Raw genomic sequence first — 23,986 nt, 5'->3', positions numbered from 1 at the left:
AGTCAACTAATTGAGCGGCTTTTCATTAATTTTGATTATAGTTTAAATCATTCTTATGTAGGAAAACTTATTAATTTGCCAGAGAATTCTTGGTCAGAAGTGGCATAAATTTCGGAGTAACTTTTTCAGCAAACCCTAAATAAAGTAGCTTTAGCTTGCAGCAACCGTTATTATTTTGCTAATAATTTAGAAGATTGTCCGATATAAAAGAGCAACAAACCTTCATTAATGGATTTCAAGATAATCAGCAGTATGTCTTAAAATTTCAAAAGTCTCACTCATCAAATATCAAGATATTCCTGCATTTTTTCTTGAAGCTTTTCCAGAGAAGAGGAAACTGGGATAAGAAGGAGATCGCTTTCATATTATCTAGGGAATTAATATTATTAAAACCCTAGATAAATTCTAAACTTCCTTGATCACTGTCTAATCTAACGGTCATTCCTACGGGTAAAATAGCGTTAACCCCATCATGACCAAAAGGTAAATCAGAAACAATAGGAATACCGAGATCCCCTAAGCGATCGCGAAACACTTCTTCTACTGTCCAACTATTCGGAGGTCCGTTACTACCACTAAACCGTCCCAAAGCAATACCTTTAACCCCTGAAAATGCCCCCATTAACCGCCATTGGGTCAACATTCGGTCAACCCTATAAGGGGCTTCTCCTACGTCTTCTAGGGCTAAAATTACGTTGTTTAAGGGGGGTTGTAACGGTGTCCCCAGGATATTAGTGGCAACCGCAAGATTAGCTGGTAATAACCATCCTTCTGCTTGGCCATTTCCCCATCCTTGACCTTGTAATGGGGGTAAGGAATCACCTTTTAGATAGTTAAAAAGGCGTTTTAATGACCAGTCCGGTTCCTGGGCCAAAGTTGTTAATACAGGCCCATGAATGCTAGAAATATTAACTTTTGCTCGTTTCCAAATTAAGCTAGTAATATCAGAAAAACCGATCAACCATTTGGGATAATTTGTAAAGATCGTTTCCCAGTCTTTTTCTTCTAATAATCTAGCTGCACCATAACCTCCTCGAACGGCTATAATGGCTTTATAATTGGGATTTTTAAAGGCTTCTAATAATGCTTCTCGGCGTTGTTCATCGGTTCCCCCTAAGTAACCATATTGAGCGTTCCAATGTTTACCTAGTTCTAAATTATAGCCCTGCGATCGCATAATTTCTTGAGCTTTTTCTACCGCAGTAATGTCTTTGATCGCTCCACTAGGAGAAACACCTACAATTGTATCGCCAGGTTGTAGAGAAGGGGGTTTTTTCCAAGAAGCAAGAGCATTGATCACTTTTTTATTGTTTCCTACTTTCTATGGCAATGATTAAATGTTAACTATATTTTTAAGTCTAAAAATCCCTTACAGAATTGGAAAAACCATTATCTAACCAATCAAAAATTCTTTCTAATTGAGCGATCGTGATTAATCCGTAACGCCATAATAACATAGGAAAAGAACTATAAGGCAGTTCGGGATGACGTTCAACTAAAGCAATAGACTCAGCCGGGATGTTTAATTCCTGCTGTAAAAAGTTTACCAGTTTTTGATTGTAATCTAAGGGACTCATTTCATCCTCTCCTCAACCTTTAAGGAAGTTTACTGATTTTGTGTAGCTACCACTTTAGAATACTTCGTGTTAACTGACTTCATCAAACAGGTTCACCCATTTGGGTGAATTTAAGGAGAGTGTGGGGAGATGGGGTGACGGGGTGACTGGGAGACGGGGTGACGGGGTGACGGGGTGACGGGGGGATGGGGAATGTGAAAAACTGATAACTGAGTTTACTTCATCATTTCCTCAATATCTATAGCTTTATTAGGTAGATTTTTGGTTAAAATTTCTGCTCCTGTTTCTGTTACTAAAACATCGTCTTCAATGCGAATTCCTCTAACATCAGAAAATTGTTTTAATTTGTCCCAGTTAACATCATTATAATATTTTTCTTGAAATTTAGGATTGTTTAAAATTGCTGGTACTTGATAAAAACCAGGTTCGATAGTTACCAGCATACCTACTTTTAAAGGACGATCTAACCTTAAATATCCTAACCCAAAACGATCACTTCTGGTTCTTCCTTCTTGGTATCCTGCTAAGTCTCCTAAGTCTTCCATATCATGAACGTCTAATCCTAATAAATGACCAATTCCATGGGGAAAAAATATAGCATGAGTATCCTTTTCTACTAAACTTTCAGGATGACCTTTTAAAATACCTAAATCAACTAAACCTTCGGCAATTACTTTGGCTCCTAAAAGATGAATATCTCGATATTCTACACCAGGTTTCATTCCTTCAATACAAACGTCATGAGCAGCTAAAACAATATCATAAATATCTCGTTGACTACTGGAAAATTTTCCACTTACTGGCCAAGTTCTGGTAATATCTGAAGCCCATCCTAAAGAGGTTTCTGCACCAACATCAGCTAATAATAAATCTCCTGGTTTTAGTTGGTTATCATAGGTCTCGTTATGTAAAATTTCTCCATTAATAGTAACAATACTATTGTAAGCACAGGTCATATTTTTACTTATTATATAGCTTTCTATCGCTGCTCTTACTTGTGCTTCTGTTGTACTTTTTTTTGTTGATTTTATGCCTATTTTATGAGCTTTAACTGAAACATCAACAGCTTTTTTTATTTCTTCTAAGGCGGTTTTATCATGAGTTAAACGTAAGCTTATTATAGCTTTCATTAATTGCTCATCAATTTTCTTCAAATCCTTATTAATTGATAGAGAACGTTGTAATATTTCTCTTTGTTTTCCATAAGTAAAAATATCTTGAACTGGAATAGTAGCAACTTCATTTATTTGCTCTTTTAATGCGTTCATTGGATAAGCATTATCTGCCCCTATTTGTTGGGCAATATCTTCTCTTGTTGGCATTTCTCCATACCATAAGCTACTATCGGAATGAGAGTTATCTAGAAATAAATCTAAATTACCATTATCTAGTTTTATTGCTGCATTCTCTAGTGTAATTCCTGCAAAATAGAGAAAATGACTACTAGCGCGGAAAGGATAATGATTAGCTCGAAAGTTTCTAGATGGAGATTTTCCTGACCACAATACCGCAGGAATATCTATGAGATTAGCTAGTTTTTTTCTTCTGATTTTTAAGGATTGAATATCTATCATTTTGTTTAATTTACTTGACTAATTTTTCTTTTAACTATAGCTTTAGATTTACAGCCTGGAAGACTATACTACAAACTATGCTACAGTTTTGTTCAATACTATAGATTAACATTTCCTCTGGAGAAAATTTGACTGACAACTTCTTCAATAGGAGGGTCGCTTACACTGAGATCATTAACCTCTAATTGAGCTAAAATTTTAGCTATAGTGTCTGTAAGGTCTTCTTGTTTAACTAATAATCTAACTTCTTGACCTTTCATTGTTTCAACTTTTCCATACTGTGCTAGTTTTTCAGGTGATAAAGAATAGGATAATTCGATGTTTACCTCTTTATAAGGTGTAAACTTTTCTACTAAGTCCTCTAAGTTTCCATCATAAATTAATTGTCCCTCATGAATCAATAAAACTCTTTCACATAATACAGTAATATCGGCCATATAATGACTGGTTAATAAAATCGTTGCTTGGTATCTTTCATTATAATCTTTCAAAAAAGAACGAATAGCAGCTTGAGAATTAACATCTAACCCTAATGTGGGTTCATCTAAAAATAAAACTTGAGGATGATGTAATAAAGCAGCTAATAATTCTGCTTTCATTCTTTGTCCCAAAGATAGTTTACGAACTGGTTGATTTAATTGCTCTTTAATTGATAACATTTCAGCTAATTCCTGAAGTCTTTGCTGAAAAATTTTATCAGGAATTTCATAAACAGCAGCGTTAATTTTCAGGGAATCTACTGCTGGTAAGTCCCATAATAATTGCTGTTTTTGTCCCATAACTAAACTCATCTTTTTTAAAAAAGTAGCATTACGCTTAAAAGGAGTATGATTAACTATCTTAATATTACCAGTTGAGGGATGAATCAATCCAGTTAACATCTTTAGAGTTGTAGTTTTTCCTGCACCATTTGCTCCTAAAAAGCCAACAATTTCCCCCGAATTAATCGTAAAAGATACATCTTTAACTGCTACTATATCCCGATACTTACGCTTGAAAAAGTGGTTAATTGTTCCTTTTAAACCAGGCTTTTTCAAAGAAACTTTATAAAGTTTACTAAGATTTTTGACATCAATTACAGACATAATAATTTATTTTTTTGTTAATTAGGCTCGATTCAAAGTATAGAATAATAATTCATAAAATACTAATTCATAATCCAAATAGTTAATATTTTTTCCTTCTAAGGATAAAATTTTCTTAGTATAAGTATCAGGAGTTTTAGAAATAACAACAGGAGTATTTTGTAATTGTTTTTCAGAAAAACGATAAACTCCTAAAATTTCATCCACAGGAAATACCCAACGATTAGATTGTATTTCAATCACAATCATTCGCTCATAAACTACAGGAACAATAGAAGATGAATCTCTCAAATTATTGTTTTTATCATTCAAATCTGAAGAAGGTAATGCTAAGAGATTTCTCAGTAAAATACACATCAAAATTTCACCACGAATATTAACAATTCCAGCAAAAACATGGTTACTACGGTGGGGTAACGTATGAACAGGATGAATATGAGTAATTTCTTTAACAACCCATGCTGGTAACGCTAACCATTCTTGAGAAACTCTAAAAATAACTAAGGCAACAATTTCATTATCAACTGTTTCTTTTTTGACTAAAGTTGAGCCTTTTTCCTCACCTTTTTCTGCTGCTTGTTGCCAATCTTTTGTTAATATATCTGTCCATTCTTCAACATAACCTTCCGGGGAATTTCTTTGCAATAAAGTTCGACCTGCTCCTCTATAAACAGGACAATTTCGACAATGAATAACGGTTTTCAATTCGGGACAAGAACTATCCCCAGAAACACCAATATCATTCCAACAATAAGCAATAGATTCTTCCATAGTTTCTAATAATTATTAATAGTAATTTACTTATACATAACCATTATTTGTAAACCAATTAATGGCATCTTGCAAAGCATTTTTAATAGGAGAAGAGGGCAACCCTAATTTATTAATAGCTTTAGATGGATCATAATACATCGGCTGTTTAGACATTTTGACCCCATCCATAGGAATTGATGGTTTTTTCCCCAAAGTAGATAATAATGTCTCTTCTACCCATGCTACGCTTAAAGGTAGCCAAAGGGGTAAGGTTTGTTGAGGGGCTTTTAACCCTGTTAGTTGGGATAATTCCTCTAACAAGGCTTTTAAACTGAGGTTTTTATTGCCTAAAATATAGCGTTCCCCTGTCTTCCCTTTTTCTAATGCTAACAGATGACCTTGCGCTACGTCTCGCACATCAATAATATTTAACCCGGTATCGACATAAGCTGGCATTTTACGGCGTAAAAAACGTAAAATAATCTCTCCTGTAGGGGTTGGTTTAATGTCTAATGGTCCGATAGGTGTACTGGGGTTAACAATAACGATATCTTGTCCATTTAGAATTGCTTTTTTTGCTTCTTGTTCGGCCCAATATTTCGATTTTTTGTAATGTCCTACTAATTCATTGACGGGACTTTGATGGGTTTCGTTGACGATTTCTTCGGGGTACCCTACTCCAATAGCTGCAACGGAACTGGTGTAAATAATACGTTCAATATTAGCTTGTTTGGCCGCCTGTAAAATAGAACGAGTTCCTAACACATTGCTGTTGTATAATTTATCTTTATCTGCTTGATATAAGGAGTAATGGGCAGCCACATGAAATAAGACATTACAACCTCTTATTTTCTCCCTTAAGTTAATATCGTTAAGATCACCTTTTATGATTTCAACATCTAAATTGTTGAGGTTTTCTAAACTACTTTGAGGACGAACTAAAGCACGAACTTCATAACCTTCTTTTAATAAAAGTCTCACTAAGTTTGCGCCAATAAATCCGGTTCCTCCTGTGACAAATGCTTTAATGGGCATAATTTATGTTTGTTATCATGGTCGAATATATAATTGATTTTAGCACTATTTGTTTCTAGTTGGTTTTTAACTTCTAGAGATGAAAAATACTATCTGTTTTCATTATCTATTCTAGATTAAGGAGAAAAAGGGGCATATAATAATATATAGCACTTCTCATACTCGTGAGTTACATATAGCAATTAGTCATCAGTTGTGAGAATTAAATGTGAGTATAAGGGAACAGGGAACAGGAAATAAGAAAAAAGATATCTCATGAATCATTACTGACTGCTATAGCAATAAGTAATGATATGTGAAAAGTGATAAGAGATATAGGACATAATAGTATTATGTCCCTACAAGGAGGTATTTGTAGGGGTTTAACACTGTTAAACCCAGAAAGCTGATTTTCTCACAACTGAAACCTGATTGCTATAGTAGATATGGTGCATACAAAGTCTCTACACAAAGGTAGGTCGTGGTTCATCAATCTAAGAAAAGCTATAATACTAAATGTAATTTTCTTGAATTTAACAAAGGTAAAAAGTATCATGTTCAAAACATCATTCAAACTATCAGCTATTATAGGTAGCGCAGTATTTCTTAGCCTATTTCCTGCTGTTTCTCCTCTAGTTAAAACTTCTATTAGTTCTGCTCAATCTCAGAATAATTTTAAAACCCATAGTGTAGATAATAAATTTTCTATTCAAACTCCACAAAACTACACGGTTGAAAAAACACCATCTAATATTCCAATATGGACTTTTTGGAGTAGTAAAAATAGAAATAACAACAATAATTTAATTAAAACTGAAGTTTCTTTTTTCCCACAAAGATTTAATGATGTTGTTCCCCCTTCTAATCAAAGAACGATTGAAGGCCCAATTACTGCAACTATAACTAAGCGTGGTAATTTAACTATAGATAATAAACCGGCAGTTAGACTTTGGGTAGCTGGAGAAGATACAGAATTCCACTTTGGTAATGAAATTCGTAGCTACATTCGCTATTCTAACAATACGACAGTTGTGATTGTTAGTTATTATGGAAATAATCCGAATGCAGTAGATACTATACAACGTATTCATTGGTCTTTTCGTTCCCTTTAATTATCTCTAAAATAAAGTATAAATAAAAGGAGCAATCGCAGATCCTTGAGTGAAAACAATTAAGGCACCTAATAACACCAAAGTAATAATTAATGGGGCTAACCAATACTTTTTACGTTCGTTTAAAAAGCCCCATAAATCTTGTAAAAGCTCAATAAATCCTTCCATTAATAAGGTTTCTCCATACTAAGTTTATTCTTAATTTTACTAGAAACTCGATAAGTTTCTAATCTAAACTCAAATTGTCTTGTCAAAGGATCTCTTTTAATGATTTTCATAATCAAGGCCATTGGTGTCACAATGATAAAGAAAATAATCCCTAAAATAAGACGATTATTGACCCAAGCAAGCACCTGAGCAACTCTCATCCATCCTTGATAAATAGGGGCAAGAGATTGAGGAATAAATAGGGATAAAATAACTAAACTTCCAGCAATAACCCAAGGAATTAAGGGTAAATTATGACCCCATAATAAGGGTAATAATAGACCAAATAATAAGGCAATAAATACCCCTGTCATTAAGCCAAATTCTCGTAAACCTTTTTTATCTATTTTAGGTATTTTCTGAAACATAATTTTAACCTCTTTTGTTAATTAATCTAGTTCAAATTCATCTTGCCAAGACTGATCTTTTTGCCATTGAGGTTGTTTAGATTTGGCCAATAAATAATTATTAATAACTAAATAATCCATCTCGGTACGCATAAAACAACGGTAGGCATCTTCTGGGGTACAAACAATAGGTTCTCCCCTAACATTAAAGGAAGTATTAACTAAAACACCGCACCCTGTCAATGCTTCAAATTGTTTAATTAATTGATGATAACGGGGATTAGTTTCTGGGTGAACAGTTTGCACTCTTGCTGAATAGTCAACATGGGTAATAGCAGGAATTTTTGAGCGAGGTATTTTCAATTTATCGATACCAAATAATTGCTTTTGTTCCTCAGTCATAGGGAGATGTAAGTCTTTTTTTACCTCAGCTACTAATAACATATAAGGACTGGGTTTATCTAACTCGAAATATTGGTTAACTTTATCTGCTAAAACAGAAGGAGCAAAGGGACGAAATGACTCCCGATATTTTATTTTTAGGTTCATTACGGACTGCATTTTCTCATTACGAGGATCTCCAATAATAGAACGATTTCCTAACGCCCTCGGACCAAATTCCATGCGTCCTTGAAACCAACCAACTACATTACCTTCTGCCAATATTTCTGCTACTTTTGTAAATATTTCATTATTTCCTAAATAAACATAATTGGCTTTGACATCATCAAAATATTGCTGCGCTTGTTCATTGCTAAATTGAGGTCCCAAATAAGAACCTTTCATACTATCCAAATGACCGCTATAACGAGGCTTATCTAAGTATTGATGCCAAATAGCTAAAGCTGCGCCAATGGCTCCTCCAGCGTCTCCTGCTGCCGGTTGAATCCAAATATTGTTAAATTTTCCCTCTCTTAAAAGTCTTCCATTAGAAACACAATTTAAGGCAACTCCTCCAGCTAAACATAAATTATCTACACCTAATTCTTTATGAGCAGTATTGGCTAATTTTAAAACAATTTCTTCGGTAACTTTTTGAATAGAAGCTGCAATATTCATCTCCCGTTGTGTAATTTCGCTTTCAGGTTTTCGGGGAGGTTGACCAAACAATTGAGCAAACTTATTATTAGTCATAGTCAACCCAGTTGCATAGTTAAAATAATCCATATTGAGGCGAAAAGTTCCATCCTCTTTAATATCAATTAAATTCTCTAAAATTAAGTCAGTATATTTCGCTTCACCATAAGGAGCCAAACCCATCAATTTATACTCACCAGAATTGACTTTAAATCCTGTATAATAAGTAAAAGCAGAGTATAGTAAACCCAAGGAGTGAGGAAAGTTGATTTCCCACTGAGGAATAATGTTATTATTTTCCCCTAACCATAAGGAAGTTGTTGCCCATTCTCCCACCGCATCCAAACATAAAATAGCTGCCGTTTCAAAAGGACTAGGAAAGAAGGCAGAAGCAGCATGAGATTGATGATGTTCTGTAAATAATAAAGGGGGAAGTTGGGAAGTTTTACAATTAGCTAATTTAGCTAATTCCTTCTTTAAAACTGTCTTTAAATATAACTTTTCTTGTAGCCATGCAGTCATGGCACTGACAAAAGAACGAAACCCTTGTGGTGCATAAGTAATATAGGTTTCTAATAGTCTTTCAAAAGTAATTAAAGGCTTTTCATAAAAAACAATATAATCTAACTTTCCCAGGGAAATATTGGCTTCCTCAAGAACATAACTAATAGCATTTTTAGGAAACTTGGCATCGTGTTTCCTGCGTGTAAACCTCTCTTCTTGTGCTGCCGCTATAATCTGTCCTGATTGCACTAAGGCAGCAGCACTATCATGATAATAGGCAGAAATGCCCAAAATATTCATCTTTAATCCAATCCTCCATCATGTTATGCTGCCAACGTTGTAACCAGGAAAAACCCTTAATTACCATAAATGACCTACAGAATAACATAATAGACGGAAAAAACGAAAATAAGATTCTACTATAGGCCCGTTACAAAATAGCCACTATGGCTAAAGTAATACCAGTCCAAAATAGGGTTTTACTACGGGCAGAACATAAACCAGGTAACATCATCGGTGTTTATCTCCATGAAAAAGAGAGGTTTGCTCTATCTATCTCTACTATACTATCTCTAACCTAAAATGAACTCAGTGTATTCTAGGTTGAGGGGTACTCTTTGGTTAGTCTATCGGCAATTGCTAGAAGTCCCCAGAGAAAGATTAAGATGGTTATAAGGCTCATCATCGGTGTTTCCTCTTTTGTTAAGGTTTGTAAAGAGTGCTGATCTAATCCTAACTTTCTTGTCTGAGAGTGGGAAAGGAGGATAACCGTACCAGCATAAATACTGAAGAAATTAAAGATGACCTTTTCTCTCTTCTTGAACAGCTAAAGCTAACTTGTTAGGTAGCTTGTCTAAATGATTGCCATTTTCTTGTTTAGAAAAGGGAGAAAGAAATGTATAACAAGGATCACAGTCGCCATCATCATAGACTTGAATCACCCATTTATCGGGTAATTCATTAACCGTAACCTCGACAATATACCACCACTTATCATCAATTTTACGGGAATCATTTATGATAAATAAGTTTTTTTCTTTGTCGGATAGTTCCCATTCTTCTGTGATAAATTCGATGGCTTTTTGTTCAGCTTCAGATAAAGAAATCATTGCTAAGATTGTACCTCATTAATTTTTTCTATTTCCCAGTGATCTGCGTCTATTTCTCCTAATAATGCTTCTAGTTTTTGTTGTGCTTCTGTGGATGATTGGGCTTTAATGGAAAAACAACCACTGACAACAATTTCATAAAGCTTATCGGGATTAAATTTTTGAATACTATGTTTCATGGTATCCAAGCTTAAGTTAATAAATCAATTGTAATTTTCTCATTGCTAATTAAGCTGTAAAATAAATATTAAAAAAGGTAGGCATTGCCTACCTTAAACAAGACCCCGTTGTTAACGACGGGGTTTTATTCATGTTACAAAAAATTAATCTTTATTTTTGTTTTTTAAAGTAGAAGATAAACCAAGAAGACCTATTCCTACAATTCCTAAGATAGTGCCAGGTTCGGGAACTGTGCTAACATTAATTTCAAAAATACGTTGACTGGTTTGAACACTCCAGACAGTGCCACCGTCATTAGTACGATAAGCGCGAAGAAAAGTGGCATTAACATCACTTTCATAGGTACTATCAAAATCACCTGCTACAGTAAACTGTGAGAGCCAAGTTAAACCAGAGCCAGGTGTCCCATTGAGACGAAAACCGTAACGGGTATTAGGTTGCAAGATTAAATCTGTTCCAGGTGTAAAAATAGCATTGGTGGGTTGTCCTGCTGTAACTGAAACAGACTGAGTTCCAATGGCAATGGTTGAAGTAACTCCTGTGGGATCTCCACTAGCAGGGAGACTATCATCAAACCAGATCAAAGTAGCATCAAAACTTGCAGTTCCAAAACTATTGCTTAATTGAACAGTGATGTCGTCCACAATACGAGTAATACCGTCGTCAGGAGTTGTAAAAGAAACAAACTCGTTATCAGAACCATTGACTTGGTTTCCCTGGTTAGCTACGGTTCCATTATCAATGTTACCAATCAATAAGGCAGCTTGAGCATTAGAACCGAAAAAGGACAAGCTAATAGTAGCTACAGTGGCAGTAATGGCGGTTTTAGTTAAGGAAAGGTTGAATCTCATAGATTTCTCAAACTCGTATATTTTATGTTGTAAATCAATACCACACAGACAGAATATAGAAATAAAATCAACAGATGTCAACAGTAAATTTCTTCTAATATTTAGTTAAATAACTGGATAGTATTACTGAGATTTTATTCAGCAAAACTTAATAAACTGAGGAGAAATATAAACTTCATCTTAAAAAAAATCTCTCGTTAAATAGAAAACAGTTATCAATCACAAAAATAAGAGATAATGGGGGGTACGTCTCAATTTTGGTCGGTGTGAAGCGTTATAATACACGACCTTAGTACAATAACAAACTAGATAAACTTCAGATGCGAACCCATTATTGTAACCACTTAAGCGCAACGGATATTGAGAAAACTGTCACCCTGTTTGGCTGGGTCGATCGCCGGAGGGATCACGGTGGGGTGATTTTCATCGACTTACGCGATCGCACAGGCATTGTGCAAATTGTTAGCGATCCTCAGCGTACCCCTACATCCTACCCCATCGCTGAGACGTTACGCAACGAATATGTGGTCAAAATCATCGGCAAAGTTAGTAAGCGTCCTCCTGAGTCTTTAAATACCAAAATTACCACAGGAGAAGTGGAAATTTATGCGGAGTCCATTGAGTTATTAAATGGGGTTAATAAACAACTTCCTTTTGTGGTTTCTAGTTTAGAAGCAGAGTTGGTTAAGGAAGAAACTCGTCTCAAATATCGTTATTTAGATTTAAGACGCGACCGCATGGCGAAAAATTTACAATTGCGCCATAGTGTTGTTAAGGCAATGCGTCGTTATCTGGAAGACGAACAGCAGTTTATGGAAATAGAAACTCCTATTTTGACTCGTTCTACTCCTGAAGGGGCAAGGGATTATTTAGTACCTTCTCGAGTTAACCCAGGACAGTGGTATGCTTTACCTCAGTCACCACAATTATTTAAACAATTATTGATGGTTTCAGGCTGCGATCGCTACTATCAAATTGCGCGGTGTTTTCGGGATGAAGACTTACGGGCCGATAGACAGCCCGAATTTACGCAACTGGATATGGAAATGAGTTTCATGTCCGAAAATGAAATATTAGAATTGAATGAAGGGTTAGTTTGCCACATTTTTAAATCGGTTAAAAATATAGATTTATCTCGTCCTTTTCCAAAGTTAACTTATCAAGATGCTATGGAAAAGTATGGTACGGATCGCCCTGATACTCGCTTTGATTTAACTTTAGTTGATGTTTCAGATATTGTTAAGGATAGTGGTTTTAAAGTGTTCTCAGGAGCGGTTAAAAATGGTGGAAAGGTAAAGGTTTTACCTATTCCTGGGGGCAATGATGTTATCTCTAATGTTCAGATTAAACCAGGGGGTGACTTATTCATAGAAGCTACGGAAGCAGGTGCAAAAGGTATCGCTTATATTCGGGTAAAAGACAATAATAAACTGGATACTATTGGGGCGATCAAAGATAATTTAACGGAGGAACAAAAAGCGGAGTTATTAGCAAGAACTGGGGCAAAACCTGGCTCTTTGTTATTATTTGGTGCAGGAGATACGGACACTGTAAATAAGTCTTTATCTCGCCTAAGATTAGTGATTGGTCAACGGATGAATTTAATTGATACTGATAAAATTAATTTACTTTGGATCACAGAATTTCCTATGTTTGAATGGAATGCCGATGAGAAACGCTTAGAGGCTTTACACCATCCATTTACTGCTCCTAATTTAGCAGATATAGACGATTTAGCAACAGCGAGAGCGCAAGCTTATGATTTGGTTTATAATGGCATCGAAATTGGTGGCGGAAGTCTCAGAATCTATCAAAAAGATATTCAAGAAAAGGTCTTTGAAACCATAGGTTTATCTTTAGAAGAAGCTTACAATAAGTTTGGCTTTTTGTTAGAAGCGTTTGAGTATGGAACCCCACCTCATGGGGGTATTGCTTACGGGTTAGATCGTCTGGTTATGTTATTAGCTAAAGAAGACTCTATCCGTGATGTAATAGCTTTTCCCAAGACTCAGCAAGCGAGTTGTTTACTGACAGAAGCACCAGCTTCGGTTGATAGTAAACAGTTGAAAGAGCTACAAGTTAAATCGACTTATAAACCGAAAGTAAAGGAAGATTAAAATTATCAATTAGTTTAAGGTAAGCAATGCTTACCTTACTGTTTCCATATCATTTTGTTGGGTTTCGTTCCTCTACTCAACTTATAGCATCTTGATTATCATTCACTTATGCAATACCGTCAAACCAAAGAAATGGGAAGCAGCTATTTTTTGATCAGATATTTTAATTATTTTGATGATCTTTATAACAAATTAACCCTTTTAAAAATCTTTGGAAAATTTTATGAATTCTGATCTTAATCACCATAATCACTTAGATTTTATTACCAAGGAATTACAAGAAAGAGAGAAAAATAATAACATTCGACAACTGAACACTATTTGTCCTCAAGATGCGGTTACTATTATTAAAAATGCCAGAAGTTTAATTAATTTTAGTTCCAATGATTATCTAGGACTTTCCAAACATCCTAGTCTAATATTAGCCTCACAAAACTATACTCAAAAATATGGGACTGGTGCCACTGCCTCCCGTTTAGTGACAGGAACTTATGATATACACGAAAAATTAGAGCAAAAACTGGCAAAAGTCTGTAATAAAGAGGCTTCATTATTATTTAACACAGGATTTCAAGCGAATACTACTCTTATTCCTAGTTTGGTTGACCAAAAATCCTTGGTATTATGCGATCGCTTGGTTCATAATAGTATTTTACAAGGAATTTTCCTGAGTAAAGCCCGATGGAAACGCTATCAACACAACGATTTAAGCCATTTGGATAAATTACTCAAAAAAGCTGTTTTAGAGGGCTACAATCGCATTTTAATCGTCACTGAGACGGTTTTTAGCATGGAAGGCGATTGCTGTGATGTGGATGGTTTGATTCAACTTTCGCAACAATATAATACACTTCTTTACCTCGATGATGCCCATGCTTTCGGTATCATGGGGGAGAAGGGCATGGGATTAACAGCGAATAAGTCAGGAATTGATATTAGTTTGGGAACTTTTGGCAAAGCAATAGGAAGTTTTGGGGCGTTTATTACTACTTCTAAACTGATGCGTGATTATTTGATTAATTGTTGTCCAGGGTTTATTTATACCACGGCTTTACCTCCTGCTGTTATTGGTTCTATTGATGCTGCTATTGATCTTGTTCCTAGCTTAGATCAAGAGAGAACATATTTAGGTGAACAGATAAATTATGTACAAAATAAGCTAAGAGATTTAGGTTATCAGGTTTGTAATTCAAGTTCTCCGATTATTCCTGTAATTATTGGTGATGAAGAAAAAGCTCTAGATTTATCACAATATTTAGAAAAAAATGGCATTTTAGCAACGGCAATTAGACCCCCAACTGTTCCGAAAAATACTGCTAGAATTCGTTTTGTTTTATCCAGTAAACATCAACCCGAACACATCAATTATCTTATTTATTTACTTAAAAATTATCATGATTCTTAAAGGAGAAATTATTGCTTATCATGGTTGGGGTTTTGATAGAAACTGCTGGAAAGAATGGCAAGAAATATTATCAAATAATTTTCAATTTCAAACTTATGATAGAGGATATTTTCAAGACGAAATTTCGCCAAAGTTTGCAGATAATGAGCTAAATAAAATCATTTTTGCTCATTCTTTTGGCTTACATTTATGTCCGATAGAAACCATAAAACAAGCTAAGTTACTCATTTTATTTAATAGTTTCTCTGAATTTCATCCCCAGAATGAAAAGCCAAGAAAAAGATCAAAATATGCCTTAAAATTGATGATAGATGAGTTTAAAAATAACCCCAAAACTGTTTTAGAATCCTTCTATAAAAAATGTTATTATCCCTCTCCTTATACTGAAATTAACAGTCATAATTTTAATAAGGAAAGATTAGAAGACGATTTAAACCTATTAAATAAAGCAAAGTTAGATATAAATATTCTCAAAAAAATACCCAAAATTCATATAATTCATGGCTCAAAAGACAGAATTTTTCTAGCATCTTATGCTCAAGAATTTCACAAAAAAGTGAGCCAGAATAGTCAATATTATGAAATTGAGGAATCTGGACACACCTTACCTTTTACTGATCTAAAATCTTGCTTATCTATTGTCAATCAAGCATTAGGAGAAATAAAAAATCATGGGACTGATTAAAATTGCCAACTCGTCTAAAAAAGAGCAAATAGCTAACAATTTTAGTAAAGGAGTTACCAAATATCTATCTCATTCGCAAGTTCAAAAAGAAAGTGCCGAGAAGTTATTAAAAATAGCAGAAAACTCTGTTATTTCTCTCCCGAAAGGAACAATTTTAGAAATTGGTTGTGGAACAGGTTTTGTCACCCAAGGACTTATTAAACAGTTTCCTGAACACTTTTTTGATATTATTGATATTTCTGAAGAAATGCTCAATTATTGTGCAAATAATCTACAAATTTCTTCAGCACAAAAAAAGTTAATTCAGTTCAGAAAAATAGATGGAGAAAGCATCAAATCTGAGCAAAATACATACTCTGCTATTATTAGTAGCTTTACCGTGCAGTGGTTTGAAGATATTGTCAACAGTTTAAACCGTCTCATTAATATGTTGCAACCAGGAGGAATCTTATTATTATCTTTCCCCAACGATCGCAGTTTTCCTGAATGGAAAAATATGTGTCAAGAATTAAATTTACCCTTTACTAGAAATCAATTACCGAACAGTGAAAAATTAATCCAAAAACTATCAATTCCACACCATAAAATTTATCTATGGGAAGAAAAAATCACCATGAATTATCAAAATGCAGCCGATTTTTTTAGAAGTATTAAGATTATTGGTGCAGGATGTAATTTGAAGCAAGAAAAACTGTCTATTCCTGAGATGAAACAATTAATTCATTCTTGGAATAATAAGTGTTACCCTCATCAAATAGACGTGAGTTATGATGTTACTTTTTTACTTATTAAATTAGTATGATATAATATAAATAATAACTCTGGAAACCTAATTATTTTTATTTTTACTATGCCTTGGTTTGCTAAAATCGAAAGAGGAATTGTCGACAAGAAGACATTTGATCAATATGTTCCTGATCATAAAAAATATGTCCAAGAATTAATTAATCAAGGACACGAAGCTAAAACAGGATATTGGGGAGAATATGGGGGAGGAATGTTATTATTTAAAGCAACTTCTTTAGAAGATGCAAAAGCCATCGTTAAAAAGGACCCTCTAATTGTTAACAACTGTGTCAAATATGAATTACACGAATGGTGTATTGTTGTTGAATAAAGTCAACTAATTTTGTCTGTTTATGCCTTCTTGATTAGCAATTAATAAACTATCTAAGACCATTTCTGGAGTGACATCAAACGGTAAATTATGAATGGTTTCTTCAGCAACACAAGCTCTTTCTGCCACTGGTATGAGATAATCTTTATCTAGATTTGTTACGCCTATTTGTTCTAAAGTAGTGGGTAAGCCAACTGATTCACAAAAAGTATAAACTTCATCAATTATTGATTGAGAAAGCTTGGTTAAAAATAACATAGCTAATAAACCTATGGTAACTTTTTCTCCGTGCCAAAAATGATGAGTTTCCTCCAACATTGTCAACCCATTATGAATAGAATGAGCAGCAGATAACCCTCCACTTTCAAACCCTAAACCACTCAATAAAACATTAGCTTCCACCACATTTTCTAAAGCAGAATTAACCATATTATTCTCACAAGCGAGTTTAGCTTTTAAGCCATTTTCGAGGATCATATCATAACAAAAACGAGCTAAATGATAAGCTGTTTCTAGTCCTAAATAACCCGTTGTATTGCTTCCATGACTAATTTTACAGTCCTCTGCTTCAAACCAAGTTGCCAAAGCATCTCCCATTCCTGAGACAAGAAAACGGACAGGACTTTCTGCAATAATTTGCGTATCAACTAACACTAAATCAGGATTTTTTGGTAAAAATAAATAACGATTAAATTCTCCTTCTGGGGTATAAATAACCGAAACACTAGCACAAGGTGCATCATTTGAAGCAATAGTAGGAACAATAACTACGGGAGTATTTAATTCTTTAGCAACTGCTTTCGCTGTATCTAAAATTTTACCCCCACCAACTTCCATTACAAGGTTAACATTTTTCTCTTTTCCACAAGTAACTAATCGCTCAATTTCTTCGTCACAACATTCTCTATTAAATTCCTCAATATGTAACTTAACTTTGTCTGTTGTGTCTTCTACTGATGTTTTAATGGAGTCTTTAAAATGTTCTAAACCCGAAGGACTTAGCAAACATAAAACATCACTTCCCAAACTAGATAATTCCTTACCAATTAAATTTAAACTATTTTTACCTTGGACGTAACGAGATGGAAAAATGGCTGCTTTCATGATTATTTTTTTCTTTTGATTGCTATTCTTATTATCAAATATTTATGAAAATTGAAGCAAATTTTAATATAATTTTAATAAGCCATTTATTATAAACAGTAATTGGTTAATCATCAGGATAAGGATAAAGTAGGTTTCTAGTTTCCCTTTTTAATTTTCTAATTTCACTATTTAAACTTTGTTTTACCATATTTTCCGATGCTGGTTCACTATAACCAAAAATTAGTTTTAGGTTTGTATCACAATCCCTTTTTGGGTAAATCTTGGATTGAATTAAGTTAAAGCCAAAGTGTTCAATATTTCTCAAAATTAATTGTTCTAAACACCATACTCTACCTTGAAGAAGTTCGAGAATATCAGTCATTTCTGAATTAGTTAATGCTCTTAAACAGCGTTTGTCTCCTGTTAATAAATAATTATCATTTTCCTGTTGATTAAGAGAGCAGATATAACTAATTAAAATAGCTTCTCCTTGATCAATTTTATTCTTTGGATGCTGACTTATTTGACTATAGTTTATCAATCGAGTATAAATATCTAACTTAGAATCACTAAAATTTCTTTCTGAGATAGTTTGATAATTTTTGGTAATATCTAAAGCTTTTTTTATATCATATTTTTCACTATTATTAGATTTATTTCCTCTTCTACGCTGATTTTTTTGACCAAACTTGTATTTAAAGGTATCAAGAATGTAAATCTGATTTTCTTCAATATCAAGGGATTGAAGGGTATCATTAAAAAGATCATAAGTAGCAATTTTAAGAATAATGTCATTATCCAAACAGTAAAAACCTGGCAATTTTAAACTCCTAAAACTTTCTCTAAATATTCGTATGTTTCATCGCTAAACATATCCCAATCTAACTTATCTGCTAAATAATCATTAATAACTGTTTGTCCATCCGTTGACACTTCTAGTATATTTAAAGCAGCCATAGCTTGACGAAAACAATTTTTATTATGCCATCCATAGTTAAGAATGACTGCATCTGGTTCAATATTGGGAAGTTTAGGAATGACAAAGTTTCTGACGTATCGAGCTAAGTTTTCAGCATTTTTAAATTTGTTATTTCCTAAATAGTTATCATACTTATTTAACAATAATTTAACAGCAAATTGATTGGCTTGTTTTTCTTCATCGTCCTTAGAATCAAATTCAAGACTTTCATCAATTAAAATTCCTTCTTGTAAATGTCCTAATGCTAAATGTCCTAATTCATGAGCTAAATCAAAAGTAAATTTAGTTCTGTGTGTATGTTTGGCACTAAGAATAATCACGGGAAAAGTCTTTTGCCATTGAATTAATCCAGCAAACTTCTTAGTTTTCTTAGGAAAATGATTAAAATATCCCACTGCTATGCCTTTACTCCAACAATAATCTAAAAGGGATTCTAAATTAACTGTCTTATGGTTACTTAAAATTTCTTCTCTGATAGTTTGAGCATCATTCGGTAAGTTCTTATATTCAATATTAATCCCATAGGAAATTAATTCAGCTACCCGACTCGCCAATGATTGAGCAACATGAGGATGTTCTTTATTTTTACTATTATGCTGTTTAAATTTAGTCTGAGGTGAGGGATTAAATTTAACCTCTTCTCCAAGGGTTAATAAGGATTTTAAATCTATGTTGAAATTATCGGCTATGTAACCTGCCCCCTCTAACACAGCAAAAGGTTTCTCATTGAGTTCATCATCCCACCAACTCGGTAAGCCAGATTGGATATATTTTTTATTGAGTCCTAATGTAGCCAGTTTTTTATAAAGGGCTGACATAGTAAGGGTTTGTGTCATTTTTGTACCCTTCTGGTGAACAAATACAATATTTTGTACGTTAGTACATTAGTATAATGTAACTGAAATGATAGCACTTTGTTATGAAACTTAATACTTTTTCCTGATAGTGCTTATTTCATCTTCAACCAGCCAAAAACTTGCGAAACCGTAAGTTCTAAATCTAACTGAGGATAGACTGGGAGGAGTTCATTTTTCTGAGCAAGACTCGGCTGTTGCTGTGGCTGCAAAAACAAAATACTCAGATCATCCGGGTCAATAAACCAACCGAGATGACAACCATGTTCTAAACAATGGATAATATTACCCAAGACTTTATTGGGGCGTTGGTCTGGGGAAAGAATTTCAATTGTCCAATCTGGTGCTAAATCAAAGTTATCTGGTACATCACCTTCCGGGGTGAATGGTATGCGTTCCCATTGAAAAATAGCGATGTCAGGAATAATAGAACGACCACCAAAACTGCATCTTAATTCTGGAAAAGCATAAGCAATTTTAGTCTCTTCTGCAACCTGATTGATGGTGGAACAAAGTTTTCCTTGTAGGCGGCTATGACGACCTTTTGGCATTGGTTTTTGTATAATATTTCCGTTGATATATTCACTAGCAGGTTTGGTTTCTGGTAGTTCCAGAAATTCTGCTAATGTCAACGGTTTAGACCCTGTTTTAACCATTACTATCTCTTAGATGGTGTGTTTTTGATATTCTATCTTAAATATTCCGTAATCCCATCAGCGATCGCCTCAGCCATTTTTTTACGATAACTAGCACTGTTTAAATTACGATTATCAACCCTTCCCGTAACAAAACCAACTTCCACCAAAGCTGCCGGCATAGAGGTTTTTCTTAACACATAAAACCGTGCTTTTTTAACACCCCTATTTCTAGCTATAGTCACCTCGCGCACAATATTACGATGAATACTTAATGCTAAACGATAACCAGAAGAAAAATAAAAAGTTTCCATACCATTCACCTGAGTTTTATTGCCACCCACCGCATTAGCATGGATGCTAACAAAGATATTGGCGTTACTATTTTCCGCTTTTTGTACCCGTCCCCTCAAGGATATAAAAGAGTCCCCAGAACGGGTCATAACCACGTTAAAACCCCGTTGTCTTAAAATTTTGGCAACTTCAGCAGAAATCGACAAAACAACTCGTTTTTCCTGTAATCCCCCTAATCCTATGGCCCCGGGATCTCGCCCTCCGTGGCCGGGGTCAATAACCACAGTATAACGGCCACGACCCCCAGGACTAGGACTAGGACTAGGACTACTCGGTTTAGGTAAAGGAACGATAATAGCAACTGGTGCTTCTTCTGGGGGCAAAGAATAGACGGAATGGGGTTGAAAGTCCGATAACTGCACATACCAACGGTTATTTGCTAAACTTCGCACCTTAACTTCCCAAGGACGCATAGAATATTGTTCTCCTAATTCCACTACAATACGAGTGGTATAAGGATTAAACTGGCCAAGTCGAACCTCTTTGACGTAACCACTGATCTTATCTTGGGAAATGCTAGGTTTTCCTAAGTTAACCCCAGGTAAATCGATAATGAGACGGGTAGGGTTAGCAATCATGGAAGCTTTGGGGCGAACGCCTTCTTCTGTGACGATTTCTACCCGGTTTTGACGAACATCAAAGTCCCAATATTCGAGATCATTGGCATCAACCGCAAGTCCTACTGTTTGAGAAACAAGCAGTCCCCATAAAAAACTTTTTAGTAGTTTCATTCCTCACTCCACTTTGTTTATGTTTGTCACTTTTCAAGATTCTAGCAGGTGAAAATTAGAAATTTCTTCTTGTTCATAGGAAACAGTCAACAGTCAAATGTAAAAAATGGGATCAAATATGATTAAAGATAACAATCTTCAGACTTATTCAACTTCAGATGTGGTTGATTATTATCAATATTTACAACAATTACAACCAGCAGAAGAAACTCTAATTAAGTTGCTTATAAATCAATTACCAAACATGAAAATGCTTGATTTAGGTGTAGGAGGAGGGCGGACAACAAAACATTTTTTTCCTCTGGTTAAAGATTATGTTGGGGTGGATTATTCTGTGGCGATGATTGAAGCTTGCAAAGAAAGATTTAGTTCTTATTATCCTTCCATAAAATTAATGGTAGGAGATGCTAGAAATTTAAGTCAATTTGCCGATAATTCTTTTGATTTAATTTTATTTAGTTTCAACGGCATTGATTATATTTCCCATGAAGATAGATTAAAAGTGTTACAAGAAATTAATCGTGTGGGTAAATCGGGTGGTTATTTATTTTTTTCTAGTCATAATCTTCAAGCTATAGAAAAATCATTTAATTGGCGATCTCATCTGAGTTTGAATCCTTTTAAAACATACATTGATTTGGTTATGTTTGCTTTTTTACGTGGGTTTAATGGTGGTATTAGTTATCAAACTATCAAAGAAAATAATTATGCAATTCTTCGGGATGAATCCCATAATTTTCGTCTGAGAACTTATTATATTCGTGCCTCAGAACAAATTAAACAATTAGAACCAATATTTAATGAGATTAAAGTCTATTCTTGGAAAAACGGCTCAGAACTTACCACAAACCATGATAGAACCTCTTGCAGTGATATGTGGCTTTATTATCTTTGTCGTCTGCAATAACAACTGATAACTGGTCACTGATAACTGGTCACTGACTATTGACAATTATTATAAATATATAAAATTACAGCATCTTCCTAAATTCTCGTGGTAGTAATGGAATTATTCCGTTGAAATTGTATAGGAAGTTACTAAATATGGCTCTTCAACTTGGTGATACCGTACCCGATTTTACCCAAGATACAAGCGAAGGAAGCATTTCTTTTCATAGTTGGGCTGGAGACAGTTGGGTTGTTCTTTTCTCCCATCCTGCCGATTATACACCAGTTTGTACCACAGAATTAGGCACAGTAGCCAGTCTTAAACCTGAATTTGACAAGCGTAACGTTAAAGTTCTAGCCTTGAGTGTGGATAGCGTGGACTCCCATAAAGGTTGGATTAACGACATTAATGAGACCCAAAACACCACCGTTAACTATCCTATTATTGCCGATCCCGATCGCAAAGTAGCGGACTTATACGGGATGATTCATCCCAACTCCCTCAATAATCTAACTATTCGTTCTGTCTTTATTATCGACCCTAACAAGAAATTACGCCTCAGTTTAACCTATCCTGCTAGTACCGGACGTAATTTTGATGAAATTTTACGGGTGATTGATTCTTTACAACTAACCGATTACCATCAAGTAGCGACCCCTGCTAACTGGAAAGATGGGGATGATTGTGTGGTTGTTCCCTCCATTTCCACAGAAGAAGCAAAACAGAAGTTTTCCAAGGGAGTTACAGAAGTTAAACCCTATTTACGCATGACCCCTCAACCAAATAAATAAAAGTATTTGTCTTTTCTTACCTTGTCGGGGTCAACGGTTGTTGACCCCTATCTTATCTAATTTGACAGAAAAATCAGGGGGGCAGCTTCCCCGCCCGTCTTGATGCAGTCGCTCCTTGATGGGAACCACCAAGACCGCGCTGCATCGCTTTAGGGCGCACAGTCCAATTTGTGCTACAATTCACAGGTTAGCTCAGTGCAGGTAGGATTCGTCGGTACTACCCTTGATTACGACGTGAAGCGACACTGATAACAGAGGAGCGAACAACCTCTATAAAAACGTATGCGCTTTAACAAGTTGCGAAATCCAGAAAAGTAAACCAATTCCAGTAAAGTATCCTGGGGCGCAGGATAACTCTAGGTTTTGTATCCTAGTACGCTTGGGAACATAAGCCCTCTGGGGCTATCTAAGTTAGGCTTAATACTTGGTAGGGTTCTACGGGTATTTGGTTTAAGTATTGCCGTAAGGATAGATAGCTTAAAGGTGTGTCGCTGAACCAAGAATCTCCGTCCGTTTACGGCGGAGAGCGTCAAAGAAAACCCTTCCAGAGTTTGCTACGATTAAAGATCGGACTCGGATTGTATCAACTAGGAGGTTAGAAATGTCCCGTAGATGTCAACTCACTGGCAAAAAAGCCAATAATGCTTTTGCTGTCTCCCACTCTCACCGTCGCACCAAAAAATTACAAGAAGTTAACTTACAATGGAAACGGGTATGGTGGTCCGAAGGAAACCGTTGGGTTAAGTTACGTTTATCCACCAAAGCCATTAAAACCCTAGAAAAGAAAGGGTTAAATGCTATGGCCAAAGAAGCTGGTATTAACTTGAATAAGCTCTAATTCTAACGTCTATTCTTTTCATGTTATTGAATCGGGGATCGATGTTTTTATTAATAATTTCCCCCATTCAATTGCTTTTATTGTATACTGCAAAATTATTGTTATCTTGCTTTAT

The 23,986-nt window shown here is 34.9% G+C and carries 27 protein-coding genes; 10 read left to right on the top strand and 17 right to left on the bottom strand.

The annotated features are described in order from the left end of the window. Window positions 1-394: 394 nt before the first annotated feature. The 6 genes from QNJ66_RS17760 to hpnA all read right to left on the bottom strand — a co-directional run bounded on the left by QNJ66_RS17760 (window position 395) and on the right by hpnA (window position 6,024). Entirely contained in the window at window positions 395-1,297 is a 903-nt protein-coding gene (locus QNJ66_RS17760) for an LD-carboxypeptidase (protein WP_300509285.1), read from the bottom strand. A gap of 61 nt (window positions 1,298-1,358) precedes the next feature. Continuing rightward, window positions 1,359-1,577 carry a DUF2949 domain-containing protein gene (locus QNJ66_RS17755; protein WP_300509283.1) on the bottom strand — a complete coding sequence of 73 codons (219 nt, stop codon included), beginning with the start codon at window positions 1,575-1,577 and terminating at the stop codon, window positions 1,359-1,361. A gap of 215 nt (window positions 1,578-1,792) precedes the next feature. Beyond that, window positions 1,793-3,151 carry an aminopeptidase P family protein gene (locus QNJ66_RS17750; RefSeq protein ID WP_300509281.1) on the bottom strand — a complete coding sequence of 453 codons (1,359 nt, stop codon included), beginning with the start codon at window positions 3,149-3,151 and terminating at the stop codon, window positions 1,793-1,795. Between the two features lie 98 nt (window positions 3,152-3,249). After that, on the bottom strand, window positions 3,250-4,236 hold the full coding sequence (locus QNJ66_RS17745; RefSeq protein WP_300509279.1) for an ATP-binding cassette domain-containing protein: 987 nt from the start codon (window positions 4,234-4,236) through the stop codon (window positions 3,250-3,252). Window positions 4,237-4,257: 21 nt separating this feature from the next. Next, entirely contained in the window at window positions 4,258-5,007 is a 750-nt protein-coding gene (locus QNJ66_RS17740) for a chemotaxis protein CheW (protein WP_300509277.1), read from the bottom strand. Window positions 5,008-5,037: 30 nt separating this feature from the next. Beyond that, entirely contained in the window at window positions 5,038-6,024 is a 987-nt protein-coding gene (gene hpnA / locus QNJ66_RS17735) for a hopanoid-associated sugar epimerase (RefSeq protein ID WP_300509275.1), read from the bottom strand. Window positions 6,025-6,557: 533 nt separating this feature from the next. On the opposite strand from hpnA, the gene QNJ66_RS17730 reads away from it, so the two are divergent. Then, window positions 6,558-7,115 (top strand): PsbP-related protein, encoded by a 558-nt coding sequence (locus QNJ66_RS17730; RefSeq protein ID WP_300509273.1) that lies wholly within the window; start codon window positions 6,558-6,560, stop codon window positions 7,113-7,115. Between the two features lie 6 nt (window positions 7,116-7,121). On the opposite strand, the gene QNJ66_RS17725 is transcribed toward QNJ66_RS17730, so the two are convergent. The 3 genes from QNJ66_RS17725 to QNJ66_RS17715 are packed head-to-tail and all read right to left on the bottom strand — an operon-like array spanning window position 7,122 to window position 9,550. Further along, a complete protein-coding gene (locus QNJ66_RS17725) occupies window positions 7,122-7,283 on the bottom strand; it encodes a DUF5989 family protein (RefSeq protein ID WP_007305294.1) in 162 nt (53 codons plus the stop codon). Further along, window positions 7,283-7,690, bottom strand: a complete 408-nt coding sequence (locus tag QNJ66_RS17720) for an SxtJ family membrane protein (protein WP_300509265.1) — start codon at window positions 7,688-7,690, stop codon at window positions 7,283-7,285. The genes QNJ66_RS17725 and QNJ66_RS17720 overlap by 1 nt, the downstream gene beginning before the upstream one ends. A 21-nt stretch (window positions 7,691-7,711) precedes the next feature. Beyond that, entirely contained in the window at window positions 7,712-9,550 is a 1,839-nt protein-coding gene (locus QNJ66_RS17715) for a carbamoyltransferase (RefSeq protein WP_300509263.1), read from the bottom strand. 146 nt (window positions 9,551-9,696) lie between these two features. Here QNJ66_RS17715 and QNJ66_RS17710 point away from each other — a divergent pair, with 146 nt between their 5' ends. After that, window positions 9,697-9,831 carry a hypothetical protein gene (locus tag QNJ66_RS17710; RefSeq protein WP_300509261.1) on the top strand — a complete coding sequence of 45 codons (135 nt, stop codon included), beginning with the start codon at window positions 9,697-9,699 and terminating at the stop codon, window positions 9,829-9,831. 213 nt (window positions 9,832-10,044) lie between these two features. Here the strand turns inward: QNJ66_RS17710 and QNJ66_RS17705 are convergent, their stop codons facing one another. From QNJ66_RS17705 to QNJ66_RS17695, 3 genes are all read right to left on the bottom strand, one after another. Beyond that, entirely contained in the window at window positions 10,045-10,359 is a 315-nt protein-coding gene (locus QNJ66_RS17705; RefSeq protein WP_300509259.1) for a hypothetical protein, read from the bottom strand. A gap of 2 nt (window positions 10,360-10,361) precedes the next feature. Then, window positions 10,362-10,538, bottom strand: coding sequence for a hypothetical protein (locus tag QNJ66_RS17700; protein WP_300509257.1), 177 nt, complete (start codon window positions 10,536-10,538; stop codon window positions 10,362-10,364). Window positions 10,539-10,682: 144 nt separating this feature from the next. Further along, window positions 10,683-11,471 carry a PEP-CTERM sorting domain-containing protein gene (locus QNJ66_RS17695; RefSeq protein ID WP_300509255.1) on the bottom strand — a complete coding sequence of 263 codons (789 nt, stop codon included), beginning with the start codon at window positions 11,469-11,471 and terminating at the stop codon, window positions 10,683-10,685. Between the two features lie 239 nt (window positions 11,472-11,710). Between QNJ66_RS17695 and aspS the strand changes: the two genes are divergently transcribed. From aspS to QNJ66_RS17670, 5 genes are all read left to right on the top strand, one after another. Then, window positions 11,711-13,507, top strand: coding sequence for an aspartate--tRNA ligase (gene aspS, locus QNJ66_RS17690; protein WP_300509252.1), 1,797 nt, complete (start codon window positions 11,711-11,713; stop codon window positions 13,505-13,507). A 223-nt stretch (window positions 13,508-13,730) separates the two neighbouring features. After that, window positions 13,731-14,912: an 8-amino-7-oxononanoate synthase gene (bioF, locus tag QNJ66_RS17685; RefSeq protein WP_300509250.1), complete on the top strand. Its 1,182-nt coding sequence runs from the start codon at window positions 13,731-13,733 to the stop codon at window positions 14,910-14,912. Further along, window positions 14,902-15,597: an alpha/beta hydrolase gene (locus QNJ66_RS17680; RefSeq protein WP_300509248.1), complete on the top strand. Its 696-nt coding sequence runs from the start codon at window positions 14,902-14,904 to the stop codon at window positions 15,595-15,597. Before bioF ends, QNJ66_RS17680 begins: the two co-directional genes overlap by 11 nt. Further along, window positions 15,584-16,399, top strand: a complete 816-nt coding sequence (locus QNJ66_RS17675; protein WP_300509246.1) for a methyltransferase domain-containing protein — start codon at window positions 15,584-15,586, stop codon at window positions 16,397-16,399. The genes QNJ66_RS17680 and QNJ66_RS17675 overlap by 14 nt, the downstream gene beginning before the upstream one ends. A gap of 48 nt (window positions 16,400-16,447) precedes the next feature. Continuing rightward, window positions 16,448-16,714 (top strand): hypothetical protein, encoded by a 267-nt coding sequence (locus QNJ66_RS17670; protein WP_300509244.1) that lies wholly within the window; start codon window positions 16,448-16,450, stop codon window positions 16,712-16,714. Window positions 16,715-16,720: 6 nt separating this feature from the next. Here QNJ66_RS17670 and QNJ66_RS17665 read toward each other — a convergent pair whose 3' ends face one another. The 5 genes from QNJ66_RS17665 to QNJ66_RS17645 all read right to left on the bottom strand — a co-directional run bounded on the left by QNJ66_RS17665 (window position 16,721) and on the right by QNJ66_RS17645 (window position 21,353). Next, window positions 16,721-17,818 (bottom strand): glycerol dehydrogenase, encoded by a 1,098-nt coding sequence (locus QNJ66_RS17665; RefSeq protein WP_300509242.1) that lies wholly within the window; start codon window positions 17,816-17,818, stop codon window positions 16,721-16,723. A 106-nt stretch (window positions 17,819-17,924) separates the two neighbouring features. Then, a complete protein-coding gene (locus tag QNJ66_RS17660; protein ID WP_300509240.1) occupies window positions 17,925-18,602 on the bottom strand; it encodes a hypothetical protein in 678 nt (225 codons plus the stop codon). Window positions 18,603-18,622: 20 nt separating this feature from the next. Beyond that, entirely contained in the window at window positions 18,623-19,615 is a 993-nt protein-coding gene (locus QNJ66_RS17655; RefSeq protein ID WP_300509238.1) for an ImmA/IrrE family metallo-endopeptidase, read from the bottom strand. Between the two features lie 113 nt (window positions 19,616-19,728). Then, entirely contained in the window at window positions 19,729-20,289 is a 561-nt protein-coding gene (locus QNJ66_RS17650) for a Uma2 family endonuclease (RefSeq protein WP_300509236.1), read from the bottom strand. A 32-nt stretch (window positions 20,290-20,321) separates the two neighbouring features. Continuing rightward, window positions 20,322-21,353 (bottom strand): N-acetylmuramoyl-L-alanine amidase, encoded by a 1,032-nt coding sequence (locus tag QNJ66_RS17645; RefSeq protein ID WP_300509234.1) that lies wholly within the window; start codon window positions 21,351-21,353, stop codon window positions 20,322-20,324. A 118-nt stretch (window positions 21,354-21,471) separates the two neighbouring features. On the opposite strand from QNJ66_RS17645, the gene QNJ66_RS17640 reads away from it, so the two are divergent. The 3 genes from QNJ66_RS17640 (at window position 21,472) to rpmB (ending at window position 23,871) form a co-directional block, all read left to right on the top strand. Next, window positions 21,472-22,260: a class I SAM-dependent methyltransferase gene (locus tag QNJ66_RS17640; RefSeq protein WP_300509232.1), complete on the top strand. Its 789-nt coding sequence runs from the start codon at window positions 21,472-21,474 to the stop codon at window positions 22,258-22,260. 137 nt (window positions 22,261-22,397) lie between these two features. Then, window positions 22,398-23,033, top strand: coding sequence for a peroxiredoxin (locus tag QNJ66_RS17635; protein ID WP_300509230.1), 636 nt, complete (start codon window positions 22,398-22,400; stop codon window positions 23,031-23,033). A 601-nt stretch (window positions 23,034-23,634) separates the two neighbouring features. Beyond that, on the top strand, window positions 23,635-23,871 hold the full coding sequence (gene rpmB / locus QNJ66_RS17630) for a 50S ribosomal protein L28 (RefSeq protein WP_300509228.1): 237 nt from the start codon (window positions 23,635-23,637) through the stop codon (window positions 23,869-23,871). Window positions 23,872-23,986: the final 115 nt, after the last annotated feature.

It is taken from the genome of Crocosphaera sp. (assembly GCF_030064895.1).
Taxonomy (GTDB): Bacteria; Cyanobacteriota; Cyanobacteriia; order Cyanobacteriales; family Microcystaceae; genus Crocosphaera.
This window is presented reverse-complemented; position numbering and strand designations above follow the sequence as displayed.

What these genes read in the sequence shown, in the direction of transcription:
- QNJ66_RS17755 (WP_300509283.1), bottom strand. Translation starts at nt 1,577, where the DNA reads ATGAGTCCCTTAGATTACAATCAAAAACTGGTAAACTTTTTACAGCAG.
- QNJ66_RS17750 (WP_300509281.1), bottom strand. Translation starts at nt 3,151, where the DNA reads ATGATAGATATTCAATCCTTAAAAATCAGAAGAAAAAAACTAGCTAAT.
- QNJ66_RS17745 (WP_300509279.1), bottom strand. Translation starts at nt 4,236, where the DNA reads ATGTCTGTAATTGATGTCAAAAATCTTAGTAAACTTTATAAAGTTTCT.
- QNJ66_RS17740 (WP_300509277.1), bottom strand. Translation starts at nt 5,007, where the DNA reads ATGGAAGAATCTATTGCTTATTGTTGGAATGATATTGGTGTTTCTGGG.
- hpnA (WP_300509275.1), bottom strand. Translation starts at nt 6,024, where the DNA reads ATGCCCATTAAAGCATTTGTCACAGGAGGAACCGGATTTATTGGCGCA.
- QNJ66_RS17730 (WP_300509273.1), top strand. Translation starts at nt 6,558, where the DNA reads ATGTTCAAAACATCATTCAAACTATCAGCTATTATAGGTAGCGCAGTA.
- QNJ66_RS17725 (WP_007305294.1), bottom strand. Translation starts at nt 7,283, where the DNA reads ATGGAAGGATTTATTGAGCTTTTACAAGATTTATGGGGCTTTTTAAAC.
- QNJ66_RS17720 (WP_300509265.1), bottom strand. Translation starts at nt 7,690, where the DNA reads ATGTTTCAGAAAATACCTAAAATAGATAAAAAAGGTTTACGAGAATTT.
- QNJ66_RS17715 (WP_300509263.1), bottom strand. Translation starts at nt 9,550, where the DNA reads ATGAATATTTTGGGCATTTCTGCCTATTATCATGATAGTGCTGCTGCC.
- QNJ66_RS17710 (WP_300509261.1), top strand. Translation starts at nt 9,697, where the DNA reads ATGGCTAAAGTAATACCAGTCCAAAATAGGGTTTTACTACGGGCAGAA.
- QNJ66_RS17705 (WP_300509259.1), bottom strand. Translation starts at nt 10,359, where the DNA reads ATGATTTCTTTATCTGAAGCTGAACAAAAAGCCATCGAATTTATCACA.
- QNJ66_RS17700 (WP_300509257.1), bottom strand. Translation starts at nt 10,538, where the DNA reads ATGAAACATAGTATTCAAAAATTTAATCCCGATAAGCTTTATGAAATT.
- aspS (WP_300509252.1), top strand. Translation starts at nt 11,711, where the DNA reads ATGCGAACCCATTATTGTAACCACTTAAGCGCAACGGATATTGAGAAA.
- bioF (WP_300509250.1), top strand. Translation starts at nt 13,731, where the DNA reads ATGAATTCTGATCTTAATCACCATAATCACTTAGATTTTATTACCAAG.
- QNJ66_RS17680 (WP_300509248.1), top strand. Translation starts at nt 14,902, where the DNA reads ATGATTCTTAAAGGAGAAATTATTGCTTATCATGGTTGGGGTTTTGAT.
- QNJ66_RS17675 (WP_300509246.1), top strand. Translation starts at nt 15,584, where the DNA reads ATGGGACTGATTAAAATTGCCAACTCGTCTAAAAAAGAGCAAATAGCT.
- QNJ66_RS17670 (WP_300509244.1), top strand. Translation starts at nt 16,448, where the DNA reads ATGCCTTGGTTTGCTAAAATCGAAAGAGGAATTGTCGACAAGAAGACA.
- QNJ66_RS17665 (WP_300509242.1), bottom strand. Translation starts at nt 17,818, where the DNA reads ATGAAAGCAGCCATTTTTCCATCTCGTTACGTCCAAGGTAAAAATAGT.
- QNJ66_RS17655 (WP_300509238.1), bottom strand. Translation starts at nt 19,615, where the DNA reads ATGACACAAACCCTTACTATGTCAGCCCTTTATAAAAAACTGGCTACA.
- QNJ66_RS17650 (WP_300509236.1), bottom strand. Translation starts at nt 20,289, where the DNA reads ATGGTTAAAACAGGGTCTAAACCGTTGACATTAGCAGAATTTCTGGAA.
- QNJ66_RS17645 (WP_300509234.1), bottom strand. Translation starts at nt 21,353, where the DNA reads ATGAAACTACTAAAAAGTTTTTTATGGGGACTGCTTGTTTCTCAAACA.
- QNJ66_RS17640 (WP_300509232.1), top strand. Translation starts at nt 21,472, where the DNA reads ATGATTAAAGATAACAATCTTCAGACTTATTCAACTTCAGATGTGGTT.
- QNJ66_RS17635 (WP_300509230.1), top strand. Translation starts at nt 22,398, where the DNA reads ATGGCTCTTCAACTTGGTGATACCGTACCCGATTTTACCCAAGATACA.
- rpmB (WP_300509228.1), top strand. Translation starts at nt 23,635, where the DNA reads ATGTCCCGTAGATGTCAACTCACTGGCAAAAAAGCCAATAATGCTTTT.